The sequence below is a fragment of the Mesorhizobium sp. M0751 genome, assembly GCF_040320265.1.
Classification (GTDB): domain Bacteria; phylum Pseudomonadota; class Alphaproteobacteria; order Rhizobiales; family Rhizobiaceae; genus Mesorhizobium.
The window spans coordinates 74,965-91,928 of sequence record NZ_JAMYPH010000009.1 but is presented as its reverse complement, the minus strand read 5'-3'; the positions used below and the strand labels follow the sequence as shown (position 1 = coordinate 91,928).

The following is a 16,964-nucleotide window of genomic DNA, read 5'->3' as shown; positions in this document are numbered from 1 at the left end:
TGAGCCATCTCAGGCCTCCCTCGCATGCCAGGCGCGGCCGATCTCGTTGAACAGATGCGATTTCCGGCCGTCAAAGGCGAGCCCGATTCTGTCGCCGACGGCGACGCGGCTGTTGCCGGCATCCGAGCCGACGATCTGCTGGCCATCGCCCAGCCGCGCATAGATCAGCGTGCGTTCGCCAAGCCGCTCGAGCACATCGACGACGCCGTCGGCATTGCCCTGTCCGGCGGCAACGATACGCACGTCTTCCGAACGGATGCCGAATGTGTACCTGCCATCGATCAATTGGCTGGAGGCGATCTCGGTCTTCACCGAGATGCCGTTCGCAAATCTGGCCGTGGCGTTCGCGGCGGATTTGTCGAGCGTCGCGTCGACGAAGTTCATCGCCGGCGCGCCGACGAAACCCGCGACGAATTTGGTCGCTGGGCGCTCATAGATCTCCATCGGGGTACCGATCTGGTCGATCTTGCGATTGTTCATGACGACGATGCGGTCGGCGAGCGTCATTGCCTCGACCTGGTCGTGGGTGACGAAGATCATCGTCGACTGCAGGCGCTGATGAAGCTGGGCAAGTTCGATCCGGGTGCGGGTGCGCAACGCCGCATCAAGATTGGACAGCGGCTCATCGAACAGGAAGGCCTTCGGCTCCTTGACGATGGCACGGCCGATGGCGACGCGCTGGCGCTGACCGCCGGAGAGCTGGCCCGGCTTGCGATCGAGCAGATGCGGCATTTCCAGGATGCGGGCGGCTTCATTGATGCGCGCCTCGATGACCTTGCCTGGTACGCCGATATTCGCAAGGCCGAAGGCCATGTTGTCGCGCACCGTCATATGCGGATAAAGCGCATAGGACTGGAACACCATCGCAATGCCGCGCTTGCCCGGCGGCAAATGATCGATGCGCTCGTTGTTGATGGCAATCTCGCCGCTATCGACAGCTTCGAGCCCGGCGATCATCCGAAGAAGCGTCGATTTTCCGCAGCCGGACGGGCCCAGGAACACGATGAATTCGCGTGCCCTTATGGAGAGCGACAGATGATCCAGCACGGTCATGGCACCGAACTGCTTGCTCACGTTCCTGATCTCGATATCGGCCGTCACGTCGACGCTCCTCCTCAGCGTTTGCGCTTTCTCGATGATCCGCCTGAACTCAGAGCCTCAGGCGTATGACCTGGTAGGAATAGGCCGGCAGCGACAGGCTCAGCTTGCCGCCGGCGAGCGAGGCGCCCTGACCCTTCCTGGGGCCGACATTGCCCGGGTTTTCGGCCGAATTGACGGCTTTCAGATCGGCGTGTGCCATCACCTGGTGATCGACGATCTCCGCCGCGCCGAAGCCGGTGAGGTCGACCACTGTTTCGATTGCCTCGCTCGAATGGCGGTTGACGGCGAAGAAGGTGACGTGGCCGGTTTGCCTGTCGTGCACGCCGGCGATGTCGACGTAGGCGACGTCGCCCGCAACGCTGGATTTGTAGGTCGGGCTTTCCACCTTGAGATCCAGCGCATTGCCGCGGCCATAGTTAGAAGCAAACAGATAGGGATAAAAAATCGTCTGCCGCCATGCCGGGCCATTCGGAACGGTCATGATCGGCGCGATGACATTGACCAGTTGTGCCAGGCAGGCAATCTTGACGACATCGGAACGGCGGATGAAGGTGTTGAGGATCAGGCCGACCTGCAGCACATCCTCGAAATTATAGATGTCTTCGAGCAACGGCGGGGCGAACGGCCAACCGTCGCTGCCGCCGAGTATCTTCTTGTCCTGCTCCTTGGAATGGTACCAGACGTTCCATTCGTCGAACGAGATGTAGACCTGCTTGTTGGAGCGCTTCTTGGCCTTGATATAGTCGATGACGCCGGCGACCGAGACAATGTAGTCGTCGAGCTTTTCGCTCATGGCGAGATAGTTCGGAGCGTCGTTGGCTGCGTTGTCGAAATACATGTGCAGCGAGATGTAGTCGACCTCGTTGTAGGTATGGTCGAGAACCGTCGCTTCCCATTCAGGGTAGGTCGGCATCTTGGCATTCGAAGAGCCGCAGACCACCAGCTCGAGTGACTTGGAGAAGGCGCGCATGGCCTTGGCCGTCTCATGCGCCAGCCGGCCATACTCGTCCGCGGTCTTATGGCCGATCTGCCAGGGGCCATCCATTTCATTGCCGAGGCACCAGAGCTTGACGTCGAACGGCTGCTTGCGGCCATTGGCGATGCGCTTGTCGCTCCATTTACTGCCGCCGGGATGGTTGGCGTATTCCAGCAGGTTGCGGGCTTCGTCTAGGCCGCGCGAGCCGAGATTGACGGCAAGCATCATCTCGGTGTTGGCGGAGGTGCACCAATCGGCAAATTCATGCAGGCCGACTTCGTTGCTTTCCGATGTGTGCCAGGCGAGATCGAGGCGGACTGGGCGCTGTTCCTTGGGGCCAATGCCGTCTTCCCAATTGTAGGCGGAGACGAAATTGCCGCCGGGATAGCGGACGATCGGAACATTGAGTTCCCTGACGAGATCGATGACGTCCTGCCTCATGCCGTTGGCATCCGCTGTCGGATGGCCGGGCTCGTAAATGCCGGTGTAAACTGCTCGCCCCAGATGCTCGATGAAGGATCCGTAGAGCCTCGGATCGATTTCCGAGACAACATAATGCGGATGAGCCGTAACGGCTGCCTTCATGCATTCCTCCCATCGATATCACAAACGATGATTTAAATCATCTTGCCCGATATCAAAGCGGGATTGGCAGCCCTTCGTCAAGCCAAAATACCCAAATGTAGGACAATTAGACGAACGCTTTGGCACGGTAGAAAGCCAGCTGGTTGAAATTGCTGCGTTATCTTCAGAACCCGGTTTCATGATATCAACCAGTTTTGATCCTGAGCAGGATGTCCTGATCGTAATTTCCAAAGCCCTTGCCGAAAATGTTGATCCCGCCGGGGCGCTTGGCGTCATCCTTGACGCCGATACGGACGCGGATTGAATGATGGCTCTTCAGATCGAGTGCGGCGAGGCCGGTTTCGGAAATCCTGAGGCCGTCGACATAGGTGCCGTCATTGGCAATTCGCCAGTTCTTCAGCTTGCCGTATTGCGAGCCCTTGAGCTTCCACCATGAGGGCGTGAAGACGCCGCGCTTGTCGCCGAAATCCCCTGGCGACGTCCAGGTGCCGACATCGACGCCATTGATCGTCAGCGTGATGTCCGAGGGCCAATCGGCGCTGGTGCCCGGCACTTCCGAGGACAGCTCTATCGCCACTTCGAGTTCGGTGATCTCGGCATTGGCGAGCTTGGCATTGTTAGGGAACTGGTATTCGACAAAACCGCACGTGAACCATAGCAGACCGGCCTTCATGCGGTCCGGATCTAGGAAAGTGTTGGGAACATCGAGCAGACCGATGATGCCGTCCGGCGAACAAAGGCCGCAGGGCGCGGTAACCTCGAAGCCGGTGTAAAGCCCGATCGGCATCGACACTTCGATCGCGTTGTTCTTGACCGCACGATATTCGCTCTTGAACACGACGAGCACTTCTTCGGCCGTCGGATAACAGATTTTCTGACTGCCTTTCTTCGCTTTCAGGTTCTCGGTGCGGATCAGCCCCGCATCCTCCAGCACCTGGATGTTGGTCGAGACGGTTGACTGCGGCAGCGACAGCACGGCGGCGATTTCGTTGACATTCATCGGCCCCTTCTCATGCAGCAGTTTCAGCATCGAGATCCGCGCCGAGGAGGCAAGCCCCTTGAGCACCGCAATGCCTTCCTCAGGTTCAATCACCAGAAAATTGCGACTCATGAAATTGCCCGACCCATCCAAAATCTATATCCGAAATTATCCTGTATATCGGGATATCTGATTTAATCAATGCGCAGGCAGAACGCCGGGCAATTTGTTGAATCCAGCAAGGCCGGTGGTCGCACGGTGGCCCTGCACAGAATTTGTGCAGGAGCCATATGCAGAGTGGACACCTGAACGCCGATCGCCCAATCTGGTCCGGAGCCGAGCCCGGTGATGGCGGCTTGCATATAAAGTGGTTGGACGGGTCGTGACCAAAGGGTGGAAATTATACGATCAGCGACTGGCCTGGGTCCTCGTCGCGCCTGTGCTTTTGCTGCTTACCCTGCTTCTGCTGCTGCCGATCGCGATGATGACGGTCTACACGTTCTTCACCTTCGTCACCGCGGGGGTGGAGTCGGCGGTGCTGACCTTTGACAACTGGAAGGAATTCCTCACCGACAGCTACTATCACGGTTTTCTTTGGAAGACCGTTCGCGTCGGCGCCATCACCGCTGTGATCTGCGCGATCCTTGGCTATTTCCCCGCCTATTTCATCTGGGCCACGACCTTCAGGCACAAATGGCTATTGTTGCTGCTGCTCATCGTGCCGTTCTGGATCAGCTTCACCATCCGGACGTTCTCGTGGATCCACATCCTTGGCGAACAGGGGCTGATCAACGTCGTGCTCATCAGGCTGGGCGTTATCAACGAGCCGTTGCCGATGCTCTACACCGAGGGCGCCGTCATCATGGGGCTGCTGCATTTTCTGCTGCCCTACATGATCCTGAACGTCTATGTCAGCCTGGAAGGCATCGACCGCACACTGATCGCCGCCGCCCGCTCGATGGGCTGCACCAGCGCGCAGGCGTTCCGCGAAGTGACCCTGCCGCTGTCGATGCCGGGGCTGGGCGCCGGGCTGCTGCTCTGCTTCGTGCTGGCGGCCGGCTCCTATGTGACGCCGCAGCTGCTCGGCGGCAGCCGCGATGCGCTGTTCGGCAACCTGATCTACGACACCATCATGGGGCAGCTCAATTGGCCGATGGGCGCCACGCTTTCCATCGTCCTGTTCGTCCTGCTCGGCGCGGCCGCGGCCGCCTACAGCCGCTATATGGGCCTATCGCAGATCATGAAGGGCCTTAGTGCATGAGAGCGGATCATCCCGATCGCGAAGGCAGATGGGCGTGGCGGCTGACCGGCGTGATCACGGTCTGCGTCTACGTCTTCATGTTCGCGCCGATCCTCGCCACGGTCGTGCTTTCCTTCAACGCCTCGATGTTCGGCGGCTTTCCCCTCACCGGCTTCAGCCTGCGATGGTATGAGAAGCTGCTCACCAACGAGCCGGTTCTCGACGCCTTCCGGACATCGATGTGGATTGCCCTGGTGACGGCGACGGTGACGACGCTGCTCGGCATCATGGCGGCATTGGCGCTGGTGCGCTTCGAGTTCCGTGGCAGGCAGGCGATCAACACGCTTGTCATTCTTCCCGCGCTGGTCCCCGAAACGATACTCGGCGTCGGCCTGCTGGTCATGATCAAAGCCGTCGACCAGCCGCGCAGCATGACGCTGCTGGTGCTCGGCCACATTCTGCTCACGCTCCCCTACGTGGTGCTGATCGTCCAGGCGCGTATGGTCGGCATAAAACGTTCCTATGAGGAGGCGGCGCTTTCGCTCGGGGCGCCGCGTGTGTCGACATTCCGCGAGATCACGCTGCCGCTGCTCATTCCCGCAGTGCTTGCCAGTGTTCTGCTCGCTTTCACCATCTCGTTCGACAACACCTCGGCCAGCCTGTTCTGGCGGCCGGCGGGCGTCGAGACCATGCCGACGCAAATCCTTTCGATGCTGAAGATCTCGATCAGCCCCGAGGTCAACGCGCTCGGAACCGTCATGATCCTTTTGACGGTCGGCATTCCCTTGGCTGGCGGGCTCATCCTGCAAAGCCTCACCTGGTTCAAGGCAGGCAAGTGAAAATGAAAATGGGAGAATGGAAATGAAGCTGACAACCACCAAACGACTGGAACGGCTCAACGAACGCTATGCCAATGGCGACATCAGCCGGCGATCATTCCTGACGCTGACGGCCGCCGCTTCCGCCGCCACCGGGCTTTCCATGCCCTGGATGGGACGGGCGCTGGCCGCGGTTTCGGAAGTGCGCTTCGACGGATGGGGCGGCGTGGTGCAGGAGGCGATCGATAAGTACGCGTTCCAGCCTTATACCGCCAAGTCCAAGGTCAAGGTCGTCCAGGGCACCTTTGGCGACGAGAATGAGATCATCACCAAGATCAAGACGTCGAAGCCGGGCGACTTCCAGATCGTCCATTCTTCCGGCGTCAACTACTACATCAAATATGTCAATGGCGGTTTCAATTCGGAGATCAACGAGGCGAACATTCCGAACATGGCGAATATGCTGACCGCCATGATCGAGCCGTTCCGTAAGATCACGCCGAAGCTGTCGGCAGTGCCATATGATTACGGCACCACCGGCATCGCCTACAACAACAAGGTCATCTCGCCGGAGGAAGCCAAGGAAAAGGGCGCCAACCTGCTTACCGACACGAAATATGCCGGCAAGATCGGCGGCTACGCCGATATGACGACGCGCGTCTGGTATGCGGCGCTGCAGACGAAACAAGACCCCAACAACATCCAGGATATGGATGCGGTCTGGGCCAAGGTTCGCGAGACCCGGGACCTGGCCAAGAAATTCTGGAGTTCCGGCGCGGAACTCATGGACCTCCTGTCGCGAAACGAGATCGTCGTCACCGACGCATGGTCAGGACGTGTCGCCGCCCTGCAGCAGCAGGGCCAGCCGATCGGCTATCTCGACCCTGCCGGCTCATACGCATGGATGGAGGACATGCTAGTGCTCAAGGGTTCGCCCATGGCCGAATGCGAGGAACTGATCAACTTCATGCTGGACCCGGCCACGTCGATCGCCGTCGCCGAGGGCCAGAACTATCCGCCATCGCTTGACCCGACCAAGGTGAAGCTGACCGACAAGATCGCGGCACTTCCGGCCTTCGACCCGACCGGATCGATGAAGTCGCTGACCTTCGCCGATCCGCTCTACTGGGCGAAGAACGAAGACGCCTGGACCAAGCAATGGGACAGGGTGTCGAAAGGTGCATGACGACAACAGCCACGACCATCAGCCCCGGCCGGCTTCGGCCGGGGCTAATGGCGACCCGCTCGCCCACAGCGAGAGGCAGCAGCCTATAGAAAAGCCTGCGGTCGAGTTTCGCGACATCGATATTTTCTACGGCAAGTTCGCCGCTGTGCGCGATTTTTCACTGACGATCCGCAAGGGTAGTTTCGTCACCTTGCTGGGGCCGTCCGGGTGCGGCAAGACGACGATCCTGCGATCGATCGCGGGCCTGGTCGACATCTCCAGTGGCCAGATCTCGATCGGCGGAAAGCGGGTCGACGACATCCCGATCTACAAGCGCAACATTGGTCTGGTGTTCCAGAACTACGCGCTTTTTCCGCACAAGAACGTCTTCGACAACGTCGCATTCGGCCTCAAATACCGAAACGTGCCGAAACCGGAAATCGTGCGCCGGGTCAAGAAGGCGCTGGATATGGTGCGGCTGCCCGGCAGTGAGACAAAGCTGCCGTCACAGCTTTCGGGCGGCCAGCAGCAACGCATCGCACTGGCCCGCGCCATCGTCTTCGAGCCGGAAGTGCTGCTGCTGGACGAGCCCTTGTCGGCGCTCGACGCCAATATGCGCGAGGACATGCGCGTCGAGATCAAGAAAATCCAGAGGGAGACGGGCATCACCGCTATCTTCGTGACGCACGACCAGGAAGAGGCCTTGTCGATGTCCGACGATATCGTCGTCATGAACGCCGGCCTGATCGAGCAGATCGGCTCCCCCGCGCAGGTCTATGACCAGCCGGCCACCGCATTCGTCGCCAATTTCCTTGGCAAGGCCAACATGCTGCCCGGCAGCGTGACCGTGATGGACGGCAAGATGGCGACGATCGCGCTGGCCAGCGGCCATGTCGTAAAGGCGGCCGCGCCGAAGGCGCTCGCGATTGGCAGCGCGGTCACCGTCGTCGTTCGCCCGCAGAAGCTCACCGTCGGTACCGCCGGTGCTGCCAACAGGCTGGCGGGACGGATAGTCTCGACCTCCTATCTCGGCGGCAATGCGGTCTACGAGATCGACATCGGCGCCGGCACGCTGGTGCGCGCCAATACGCTGATCGATGGCCAGCCGCTGCGTGAAGGCGAAACGGTCGATGTCTGCTTCGATCCGTTGGGCTGCGTGCTTCTCGACGCGCAAGGCTTACGCATCGCGTAGCGAGGCGGACCTGAGCCGTTCAGTCTTTCGCGTCACCCTTTGGCCCGAGAAACCGCGCATAGACCTCACCGACAATTCCGCGCCGGAAAACCAGCACGCAGACCATGAAGGTCAGGCCGGTGGCGATGGTCACAGGAAAACTCGAGGTGGCGAGCGTGTTTTCCAAGCCGACGACCAGGCTGGCGCCGATGATCGGCCCGACCATGGTGCCGATGCCGCCGAGGAGCGTCATCAGGATCACCTCGCCCGACATCTGCCAGGTGACGTCGGTGAGCGTGGCAAACTGAAAAACGATCGCCTTGAGCGCGCCGGCCAGCCCGGCCAATGTTGCCGACATGACGAAAGCCGCCAGCTTGTAATTGGCGACGGAATAGCCCAGCGAAATGGCCCGGCTCTCGTTTTCCCGGATGGAACGCAGGATCATGCCGAAAGGCGAATTGATGATGCGCCAGATGGCGAACACGCCGATCAGGAAGACCACCAGCACGAAATAATAGATGTTGATCGAGCCGTTCAGGTCGAGCATTCCAAACAGCCTGCCGCGCGGCACACCCTGGATGCCGTCCTCACCTCCGGTGAACGGCGCCTGCACGCAGAAGAAGAAGAACATCTGCGACAGCGCCAGCGTGATCATGGCGAAGTAGATGCCTTGCCGGCGGATGGCGAAGAAGCCCATCACAAGGCCGAGCAGCGCGGCTCCCAGGACACCGAGCAGGATGCCCGCTTCCGGCGGCCAACCCCAGACCTTGACCGCGTATGCGGTGAAATAAGCCGCCCCGCCGAAGAATGTCGCATGGCCGAAGGACAACAGCCCGGTGTAGCCGGGCAGAAGGTTGAACGCGCAGGCAAACAGCGCAAAGCACAGCATCTTCATCAGGAAGATCGGATAGACGAAGAAAGGCGCCACCAGCAGCGCCAGGATGCCGAGCCCCACCAGCGTCCATTCAAGCCATACCGAACTTTTGGCGCGCGTCTCGCGAAGTGAGAGTTCGGCCATCTCAGGCATCCCTTCCGAACAGGCCGGCTGGCCGGACCAGAAGCACGATCGCCATGATGACGAAGACCACCAGATTGGAGGCTTCGGGATAGAAAACCTTGGTCAGGCCTTCGGCGAGGCCAAGCATGTAACCGGTGACGATCGCCCCGAGGATTGATCCCATGCCGCCGACCACGACGACGGCAAAGACGACGATGATGAGGTCAGATCCCATCAGCGGGCTGACCTGATAGATCGGCGCGGCGAGAACCCCCGCAAGCCCGGCAAGAGCGGCGCCGAGGCCGTAGGTGAGGGTCAGCAGCAACGGCACGTTGACGCCGAAAGCCTGCACCAGGCCGGGGTTCTCCGTTGCCGCGCGCAGATAGGAGCCCAGCCTGGTCTTCTCGATCAGCGCCCAGGTGCCGAAACAGACGATCATCGAGGCGACCACCACCCAGCCGCGGTAATTAGGCAGGAACATGAAGCCGAGATTGGTTCCCCCGGAGAGCAGCGGCGGCACGGAATAAGGACTTCCCGATACGCCATAGTAGTAGCGGAACACCCCTTCGAGCACGAGCGCGAGGCCAAAGGTGAAAAGCAGCCCGTAGAGCGGGTCGATGTCGTAAAGCCTCGACAGCGCCAGGCGCTCGACCACGACGCCGAAGCCGCCGACGATCAGCGGCGACAGGATCAGAGCCGGCCAGTAGCCGATGCCGAACCGGGTGAGCAGCAGGTAGCCGATGAAGGCGCCGAGCATATAAAGCGCGCCGTGAGCGAAATTGATGACGCGCAACAGGCCGAATATGACAGCCAGGCCGAGGCTCAACATTGCGTAGAATGAGCCGTTGATGAGGCCGACCAGCAATTGGCCGAGGAATGCCTGAACGGGGATTCCGAAGATCATCGTCATGGCGCCATCATACACCCAGCACTTCATGCAGCAGCGTCATGCGATCCGGCAATTCGCCGACCGGAAAGCCCGCCACGACCTTGCCGTGCTCCATCAGATAGAAACGGTCGGTGACGCGGCTGGCAAAGCGGAAATTCTGCTCGACCAGCAGGATCGTCATGCCGCGCTTTTTCATCGTCGCCAGCAAGTCGCCGATGCGCTGCACGATGACGGGAGCCAGTCCCTCGGTCGGCTCATCGAGAAGCAGCATTTTCACGCCGGTCCGCAGCATGCGCGCGATCGCCAGCATCTGCTGTTCGCCGCCCGACAGCCTGGTGCCGGGGCTGTTGCGTCGCTCCTTCAGATTGGGGAAGAGATCGAATATTTCCTCCACGTTCATGCCGCCCTCGGCGACGATCGGCGGCAGGACCAGATTCTCGTCCACGGTCAATGTTGCGAAGATGCCGCGTTCCTCAGGAACCAGGCCGATGCCTTGATGCGCGGTCCGGTGCAATGGCAGGCGCATCAAATCCTTGCCGTCAAAAAAAATCTGGCCGGTTCGCTGGCGGATCAGCCCGATGATGGCGCGCAATGTCGTGGTCTTGCCGACGCCGTTGCGGCCGAGCAACGTTACAGTTTCACCTGGAAAGACCTCCAGATCGACGCCGTGCAGCGCATGGCTCTCGCCATACCAGGCGTTGAGGCCGCGGACTGCGAGCAGCGGCGCGGCGTCACTCATCGGCGGTGCCCATGTAGGCGATCCTCACCCGCTCGTCGCGGCTGACCGTGGCGTAGTCGCCGGCGGCAAGGATTTCGCCGCGCTGCATGACGGTTATCCAGTCGCAAAGATCGGCTACAACAGTCAAATTGTGCTCGACCATCAGCACCGCGCGCTCACTGGCGACCGAGCGGATGATGTCGGAAACCGTGCGCACATCCTCGTGCCCCATGCCGGCCATCGGCTCGTCGAGCAGCAGCACTTTCGGGTCGAGCGCCAGCGTCGTGGCGATCTCGAGCACGCGTTTCCTGCCATAGGAGAGATCGGCGGCGGGCCTGTTCTTGGCATCGTCGAGGCCGACCGACCGCAAAAGCTCCTCGGCGCGCGGCGTCAACCGGTCGAGGGCCGCCAGCGAGCGCCAGAACTGAACGCTGAGCCCGCCCGGCCGCTGCAGCGCAACGCGCACATTATCGAGCACGCTGAGATGTGGAAACACCGCCGAGATCTGGAACGAGCGCACCAGGCCCATCCGCGCGACCTTGGCCGGCGAGGTGCGGGTGATGTCGTGGCCGAGCAGTTCGATCTTGCCGCTGGTCGGCGGGAGGAACTTGGTGAGCAGGTTGAAGACGGTGGTCTTGCCGGCACCGTTAGGTCCGATCAGTGCGTGGATGTTGCCGTGGTAGAGGTCGAGATCGACATTCCTGACCGCAACAAAGCCGGCGAAGTCACGCCGCAAACCGCGGGCGGAAAGCACCACCCGCGGCTCACTCGGTTCGGGCGGTTCCATCGGTCCGCCAATCACTCGCCGGCCGTGGGACAGCCGCTCTCCTTGGGGCTCAGAAACGCCTCGTTGCCGGGGATCGTGGCGAGCGGTTTGTAATAGTCCCACTCCTTGGTGCTCTCACTCGGCGACTTGACCTGATAAAGATACATGTCGTGAACCATGTTGCCATCGGCCTGCACTTTGCCGTTTGCCGTAAAGACGTCGTTCACCGGCATCGAATGCAATTCCTTGGCGACCGCCTCGGTTCCATCGGTGCCGGCTTTGTCGATCGCCTTCAAATACTGGGTCACCGCTGAATAGGTGGCGGCCTGGATCATATTCGGCATGCGGTTGGTGCGCTTGAAGAACCGCTGGGCGAACTCGCGACTCTTGTCGTCGCGATCCCAGTAGAAACCTTCGGTCAGCACCACGCCTTGCGCCGCCTCGAGGCCGAGCCCATGCACCTCGGCCAGAGTGAACAGAAGTGCTGCAAGACGTTGGCCGCCCTGCACGATACCGAATTCAGCCGCTTGCTTGATCGAGTTGGAGGTGTCGAGGCCGGCATTCGCCAGGCCGATGACCTTGGCGCCCGACGATTGCGCCTGCAGCAGGAAGGATGAATAGTCGGTCGAGCCGAGCGGGTAACGCACCTCGCCAACCACCTTGCCGCCATGGCTCTCGACGAACTTTGCGGTCTGCTCCTTGAGCGAATATCCGAATGCATAATCGACTGTGACGAAGAACCAGCTGTCGCCGCCTTGCTGGACGAGAGCGCCACCGGTCCCCACTGCCTGCGAATGCGTGTCGTAGGCCCAGTGGAAGCCATAGGGCGAGCACTGTTTGCCGGTTAGCTCGGTGGTCGCCGCGCCGGTGACGATGTCGATTTTCTTCTTTTCTTTGGAAATCCCCTGGACGGCGAGCGCCACCGAGGAGGTGGTCAGTTCCATGATGGAATCGACCTGTTCGGTGTCATACCACTGCCGCGCAATGTTGGAGGCGATGTCCGGCTTGTTCTGGTGGTCGGCGCTGACGATCTCGACCGGCGCACCTTGCACCTTGCCACCGAAATCCTCGACCGCCATCTTGGCGGCCTCGACCGACCACTTGCCGCCGAAATCGGCATAGACGCCCGACTGGTCGTTGAGAATGCCGATCTTGACCTTGCCGTCGGAAATCTCGGCGGCTGCGGCAGGCATCGCAGTCGCTGCAAGAAGCGCGGCCGAGACCAGGTACGATATCTTCATTGGTGACTTCCTCCCTTATGGTCGACAACCAGCAATCATGTCGGCGGCTGACTGATGCGGCACGAAGAGTGGCCTCCGACATTCCGTCCTCTCCGGCGCCAGATCGCGCAGCGCTATACGGCCGCCGATGCCCGTCCTTCAAATCGTAGCATCGCTCGGCAACGCGAGAACAGTTACTTTAGTATTAGGCATTCGCGATGCCCGGCCGCCGAAGCGCAACATAGCGCCGGATCGTGCGGCGTCCAGATCGGCCTCTATCCTCGCCGAAAGGACGATCCGATATCGCTGAACGAGAGTTCCCGTCGTCAACCGTCGGCTGGATGATGGCAAGCAACCAGGCGGCCCTCGCCAATGCTTTGGAGAAGCGGACGCTCGCTGCGGCAGATCGGGGTGGCAGCCGGGCAACGGGTGTGGAACCGGCACCCGGAGGGTGGGCTCATCGGACTGGGCAGGTCACCCTTGAGCACCAGCCGGCCGCGCCGCGCCCGTTCGATGCTGGGTATCGGCACGGCGGAACGCAGCGCCGCGGTGTAGTGGTGTCTGGGCGCCGCAAAGACCTCGTCGGTCGGCCCGCTCTCCACGATCGATCCCAGATACATCACCGCCACACGGCTCGAGATCTGGCGCACCACGGAAAGGTCGTGAGCGATGAACACATAAGTCAGGTTGAACTCCTCGCGCAGGTCGGCGAGCAGATTGACGATCTGCGCCTGGATCGACACGTCGAGCGCCGAGACCGGCTCGTCGGCCACGATCAGCCGTGGCCGCAGGGCCAGCGCGCGGGCGATGCCGATACGCTGGCGCTGGCCGCCGGAGAATTCGTGCGGATAGCGCGATGCGTGCTGGGGCGACAAGTCGACCCGGCGCAGGAGCTCGGCCACGCGGTCCGCCATTTCCGATGCCGAGAGGCGTTCATGGATGCGGAACGGATCGGCCAGAAGATCGCCGACCCGCCGGCGCGGATTGAGCGAAGCGCTGGGATCCTGGAAGACCATCTGCATCTGCCGCCGCAACGGACGGAGCTGGCGCTGGGAAGCGTCGCTGATGTCGCGGCCCTCGAATTCCAGCGACCCCGAGCTGATTTCGGTCAGACGCACCAGACACCGGCCAAGCGTGGATTTGCCGCAACCGGACTCGCCGACGATGCCGAGGGTCTCCCCGGGCCAGATGTCGAGCGACACCGTATCGACCGCATGCACGGTCCGGCGCTGCGCCGGGAAGATCGAGCGGCCGACGCTATAGCGCTTCGACAGATCGCCGGCACGAAGCAGCGGACGCTCGCGTGGCATGGCATTCATCGTTGCATCTCCACCACGCCGCCAGGCCTCTGGGCAGCGAATTGCCTGCGCGTAGGCTCCGGCAACAGGCACGCGGCGCGATGGCTCCCGCCTTGCATGATCGGCAGCTCAGCCAGGCAGGCGTCGTGGCGAAAGGCGCAGCGGGGGCCGAAGGCGCAGCCTTTCGGCAGGTTGGAGAGCGAGGGCGGAATTCCCGGAATGGCGGCAAGCCGGGCTGGACGTGGTCCCTCCATCGGCGGGATCGAGCCGAACAAGCCCCATGTGTAGGGATGCAGCGGCGCCCGGAACACGCTGCTCTTGCCGCCCTCCTCGACAAAGCGTCCGCCATACATCACCAGTACCCGGTCCGCGACTTCGGCGACGACGCCAAGATCGTGCGTGACCAGGATCACCGCGGAACCGAACTGGTCGCGCAATCGTCCGATCAGTTCGAGGATCTGCGCCTGCACGGTAACATCGAGGGCTGTAGTCGGTTCATCCGCGACGAGCAGCACCGGGTTGCAGGAGAGCGCCATGGCAATTACCGCACGCTGGCGCATGCCGCCGGAAAGCTGGTGCGGGTAGCTGTCGACGACCCGATCCGGATTTGCGATGCCGACCGCGTCCAGCAATTGCACGGCCCGCGCCCGTGCCGCTTTCGCCGACACTTTTTCATGCGCGCGCACCTGCTCGCCGATCTGGTTGCCGATCGTATGCACCGGGGTGAGCGCCGACATCGGATCCTGGAAGATCATCGCGATCTGGCGGCCGCGAATGGCATCGAGCGCACGTCGCTTGAGCCCGATCAGCTCCTGTCCCATGAAACGGATGGAACCGGATACGATAGCGTTGGGGCTGTCGATCAGCCCCATGATGGCGAGCAAGGTCTGGCTTTTGCCCGAACCGGATTCGCCGACCACACCGACGATCTCGCGCTGCTCGACGGAGAACGAAACACCTCCCACCGCGCGCACCAGGCCCTCGTCGCTGCGGAAGGAGACGGTGAGGTCCTTGACCACCAGAAGAGGAGCATCAGCCGACATCGCGAGCCCTCGGGTCGATGATGACGAAGACCACGTCGACGACGAAGTTCGCCATCACCACGAAGAAGGCGGCGTAGATCACCGTGGCCAGGATCATCGGCAGATCGAGCGTCTGCAGTGCCTCATAGGTGAGTTTTCCGACGCCCTGCAGTCCGAAGACCACTTCGGTCAGCAGCGCGCCGCCGCCGACCAGGGCACCAAAATCGAGGCCGAACATGGTGACGAATGCGACCAGCGAGGTCCTGAGGCCATGATGCAGCAGCACCCGCCGCTCGCCGATCCCCTTGGCCCGGGCGGTGCGTATGAAATCCTCCTGCATCATCTCGATCAGGCTTGCCCGCAGCACCCGGCCATAGAGGCCGACATAAAGGGTTGCCAGCGTGAACCACGGAATGACCAGCGCTTTGAACCAGCCCCAGGGATTCTCGGTCAGGGGGATGTAGCCGAGCGGAGGAACCCAGGAAAACAGCCAGCTGTCGTGCCAGCGGCTTTGCGTCAGCAGGTTGGCGACCTCGCCCAGCCAGAAGACCGGAATCGACACGCCTACCAGGCTCAGGATCATCAGCGCGCGATCGATGAATGTCCCGCGCGTTGCGCCTGCGATCACCCCGATGATCAGTCCACCCAGCACCCACAGCACTGCCGCGCCGCCGACCAGCGACAGCGTCACGGGAATGGCGCTTACCACGGTCGGGATGACGCGTTGCCCGCGATTGACGAAGGAGGTGAGATCGCGGCTGACGAAAAGCCGATTCATCATCAGCCCATATTGCACCGGCAGTGGCCGGTCGAGACCGAAATCGTGGCGCACCTGGATCAGCGTCTCTTGCGAAGCATTGCGGCCGGCAATGCGCGCCGATGGATCAGCGCCGGGCGTCGCAAAGAAGATCAGGAAAGCGACGACACTGATGCCGAACATGACCAGCACCATCTGGCCAAGCCGGAAGCCGAGCGCGGCAACCACTAGACGCCCCTCGGCGAGGATTTCGGATCGAGCGCGTCGCGCACGCCGTCGCCCAGAATGTTGAGGGCCAGCACCGTGATGACAATGGCTAGCCCCGGCGCCAGTGCCACGACCGGCCGCGAATAAAGCAGGCCCTGGCCGTCCTGGATGATCGTGCCCCAGCTGGCATCCGGCGGCTGCACGCCGATCGACAGGAACGACAGCGAGGATTCCGTCATCATGTTGAGCGCCAGGATCAACGGCACGAAAACGATGATGCGGGTCACCACATTGGGCATGATGTCGCGCAGAAGGATGCGCCAGGGCGACGCGCCAAGGCCGATCGCAGCGGTAACGAATTCGGCATGCATCAAGGTCAGGACATGGCCGCGGATCGGCCGCGCCACATAGGGCACATAGACGATGCCGATGATGAAGACCGGCAGCCACAGGCTGCCGGAGCGGATTTCGAATGGACCGATCTGGATGCTCTGCGCAATCAGCACGATCGACAACGAAATCGCCAACAGGAAAATCGGAAAGGCCCAGAGCACGTCGAGAATGCGCGACAGGCCGATGTCGACGATGCCGCCGAAGAAGCCGGAAACGACACCCAGAAACGTCGCGAGGACGAGGCACAGCACGGCTGCAGCACCCGAGATCAACAGCGAATCCCGTCCGCCGTAAAGCAGCCGCGCCGCGACGTCACGGCCCTGGTTGTCGGCACCGAGCATATAGGGGCCGATGCGCCAGGTCGGCCCGATCGGCGTCATGCCGAGGCCAAGGCCTTCGGTGGAGGGCTGCAGCACCGGCTGGGTCACCCCATCGACGACGATCTCGCCATTGAGATTGGTCACAAATGGATCGGTGCCGGAGACGTATCGCGCGTAAAGCGGCGCCGCGAGCGAGGCGATCACGATGACGACGAGCACGGCGAAGGCCGATATTGCCGAACGATCGCCTTTCAGCTTGCGCCAAGCGGTACGCCACGGGCCATCGGTGGCCCGGCGAACCGGGATGGCGGGCTGGTCCGCAATGACATTGACCATGAACAG

The 16,964-nt window shown here is 61.7% G+C and carries 16 protein-coding genes; 4 read left to right on the top strand and 12 right to left on the bottom strand.

The window, feature by feature from the left end:
• Window positions 1–9: 9 nt before the first annotated feature.
• The 3 genes from NKI19_RS16000 to NKI19_RS15990 all read right to left on the bottom strand — a co-directional run bounded on the left by NKI19_RS16000 (window position 10) and on the right by NKI19_RS15990 (window position 3,773).
• A complete protein-coding gene (locus NKI19_RS16000) occupies window positions 10–1,101 on the bottom strand; it encodes an ABC transporter ATP-binding protein (RefSeq protein WP_352489831.1) in 1,092 nt (363 codons plus the stop codon).
• A gap of 49 nt (window positions 1,102–1,150) precedes the next feature.
• The gene (gene arfA, locus NKI19_RS15995) at window positions 1,151–2,662 is read right to left on the bottom strand and encodes an arabinosylfuranosidase ArfA (RefSeq protein ID WP_352489830.1); all 1,512 of its coding nucleotides are present in this window, start codon (window positions 2,660–2,662) and stop codon (window positions 1,151–1,153) included.
• A gap of 184 nt (window positions 2,663–2,846) precedes the next feature.
• A complete protein-coding gene (locus NKI19_RS15990; protein WP_352565394.1) occupies window positions 2,847–3,773 on the bottom strand; it encodes an ArsR/SmtB family transcription factor in 927 nt (308 codons plus the stop codon).
• Between the two features lie 250 nt (window positions 3,774–4,023).
• On the opposite strand from NKI19_RS15990, the gene NKI19_RS15985 reads away from it, so the two are divergent.
• From NKI19_RS15985 to NKI19_RS15970, 4 genes are read left to right on the top strand one after another with little or no spacing between them, the layout of a single operon-like run.
• Window positions 4,024–4,902, top strand: a complete 879-nt coding sequence (locus NKI19_RS15985) for an ABC transporter permease (RefSeq protein WP_352489828.1) — start codon at window positions 4,024–4,026, stop codon at window positions 4,900–4,902.
• A complete protein-coding gene (locus NKI19_RS15980) occupies window positions 4,899–5,720 on the top strand; it encodes an ABC transporter permease (RefSeq protein ID WP_352489827.1) in 822 nt (273 codons plus the stop codon). The genes NKI19_RS15985 and NKI19_RS15980 overlap by 4 nt, the downstream gene beginning before the upstream one ends.
• Window positions 5,721–5,742: 22 nt before the next feature.
• Entirely contained in the window at window positions 5,743–6,885 is a 1,143-nt protein-coding gene (locus NKI19_RS15975; protein ID WP_352565396.1) for an extracellular solute-binding protein, read from the top strand.
• Window positions 6,878–8,056 carry an ABC transporter ATP-binding protein gene (locus tag NKI19_RS15970; RefSeq protein WP_352489825.1) on the top strand — a complete coding sequence of 393 codons (1,179 nt, stop codon included), beginning with the start codon at window positions 6,878–6,880 and terminating at the stop codon, window positions 8,054–8,056. The genes NKI19_RS15975 and NKI19_RS15970 overlap by 8 nt, the downstream gene beginning before the upstream one ends.
• Window positions 8,057–8,075: 19 nt before the next feature.
• On the opposite strand, the gene NKI19_RS15965 is transcribed toward NKI19_RS15970, so the two are convergent.
• From NKI19_RS15965 to NKI19_RS15925, 9 genes are all read right to left on the bottom strand, one after another.
• Window positions 8,076–9,053, bottom strand: coding sequence for a branched-chain amino acid ABC transporter permease (locus NKI19_RS15965; protein ID WP_352565398.1), 978 nt, complete (start codon window positions 9,051–9,053; stop codon window positions 8,076–8,078).
• A gap of 1 nt (window position 9,054) precedes the next feature.
• Window positions 9,055–9,942, bottom strand: a complete 888-nt coding sequence (locus NKI19_RS15960; RefSeq protein ID WP_254819527.1) for a branched-chain amino acid ABC transporter permease — start codon at window positions 9,940–9,942, stop codon at window positions 9,055–9,057.
• A 7-nt stretch (window positions 9,943–9,949) separates the two neighbouring features.
• A complete protein-coding gene (locus NKI19_RS15955) occupies window positions 9,950–10,660 on the bottom strand; it encodes an ABC transporter ATP-binding protein (RefSeq protein WP_352489823.1) in 711 nt (236 codons plus the stop codon).
• Window positions 10,653–11,426 carry an ABC transporter ATP-binding protein gene (locus tag NKI19_RS15950; protein ID WP_352489822.1) on the bottom strand — a complete coding sequence of 258 codons (774 nt, stop codon included), beginning with the start codon at window positions 11,424–11,426 and terminating at the stop codon, window positions 10,653–10,655. The genes NKI19_RS15955 and NKI19_RS15950 overlap by 8 nt, the downstream gene beginning before the upstream one ends.
• 11 nt (window positions 11,427–11,437) lie before the next feature.
• The gene (locus tag NKI19_RS15945; RefSeq protein WP_352489821.1) at window positions 11,438–12,646 is read right to left on the bottom strand and encodes an ABC transporter substrate-binding protein; all 1,209 of its coding nucleotides are present in this window, start codon (window positions 12,644–12,646) and stop codon (window positions 11,438–11,440) included.
• 305 nt (window positions 12,647–12,951) lie between these two features.
• A complete protein-coding gene (locus NKI19_RS15940; protein ID WP_352565399.1) occupies window positions 12,952–13,944 on the bottom strand; it encodes an ABC transporter ATP-binding protein in 993 nt (330 codons plus the stop codon).
• Window positions 13,941–14,966 (bottom strand): ABC transporter ATP-binding protein, encoded by a 1,026-nt coding sequence (locus NKI19_RS15935; RefSeq protein ID WP_352489819.1) that lies wholly within the window; start codon window positions 14,964–14,966, stop codon window positions 13,941–13,943. Before NKI19_RS15935 ends, NKI19_RS15940 begins: the two co-directional genes overlap by 4 nt.
• Window positions 14,956–15,930: an ABC transporter permease gene (locus tag NKI19_RS15930; protein WP_352489818.1), complete on the bottom strand. Its 975-nt coding sequence runs from the start codon at window positions 15,928–15,930 to the stop codon at window positions 14,956–14,958. The genes NKI19_RS15935 and NKI19_RS15930 overlap by 11 nt, the downstream gene beginning before the upstream one ends.
• Window positions 15,930–16,958 carry an ABC transporter permease gene (locus tag NKI19_RS15925; RefSeq protein WP_352565401.1) on the bottom strand — a complete coding sequence of 343 codons (1,029 nt, stop codon included), beginning with the start codon at window positions 16,956–16,958 and terminating at the stop codon, window positions 15,930–15,932. Before NKI19_RS15925 ends, NKI19_RS15930 begins: the two co-directional genes overlap by 1 nt.
• Window positions 16,959–16,964 lie beyond the last annotated feature (6 nt).

Bases quoted from the DNA above. Each gene is read 5' to 3' on its own strand.
- arfA (WP_352489830.1), bottom strand. From the start codon at position 2,662: ATGAAGGCAGCCGTTACGGCTCATCCGCATTATGTTGTCTCGGAAATC.
- NKI19_RS15990 (WP_352565394.1), bottom strand. From the start codon at position 3,773: ATGAGTCGCAATTTTCTGGTGATTGAACCTGAGGAAGGCATTGCGGTG.
- NKI19_RS15980 (WP_352489827.1), top strand. From the start codon at position 4,899: ATGAGAGCGGATCATCCCGATCGCGAAGGCAGATGGGCGTGGCGGCTG.
- NKI19_RS15975 (WP_352565396.1), top strand. From the start codon at position 5,743: ATGAAGCTGACAACCACCAAACGACTGGAACGGCTCAACGAACGCTAT.
- NKI19_RS15965 (WP_352565398.1), bottom strand. From the start codon at position 9,053: ATGGCCGAACTCTCACTTCGCGAGACGCGCGCCAAAAGTTCGGTATGG.
- NKI19_RS15960 (WP_254819527.1), bottom strand. From the start codon at position 9,942: ATGACGATGATCTTCGGAATCCCCGTTCAGGCATTCCTCGGCCAATTG.
- NKI19_RS15955 (WP_352489823.1), bottom strand. From the start codon at position 10,660: ATGAGTGACGCCGCGCCGCTGCTCGCAGTCCGCGGCCTCAACGCCTGG.
- NKI19_RS15950 (WP_352489822.1), bottom strand. From the start codon at position 11,426: ATGGAACCGCCCGAACCGAGTGAGCCGCGGGTGGTGCTTTCCGCCCGC.
- NKI19_RS15945 (WP_352489821.1), bottom strand. From the start codon at position 12,646: ATGAAGATATCGTACCTGGTCTCGGCCGCGCTTCTTGCAGCGACTGCG.
- NKI19_RS15940 (WP_352565399.1), bottom strand. From the start codon at position 13,944: ATGAATGCCATGCCACGCGAGCGTCCGCTGCTTCGTGCCGGCGATCTG.
- NKI19_RS15935 (WP_352489819.1), bottom strand. From the start codon at position 14,966: ATGTCGGCTGATGCTCCTCTTCTGGTGGTCAAGGACCTCACCGTCTCC.
- NKI19_RS15925 (WP_352565401.1), bottom strand. From the start codon at position 16,958: ATGGTCAATGTCATTGCGGACCAGCCCGCCATCCCGGTTCGCCGGGCC.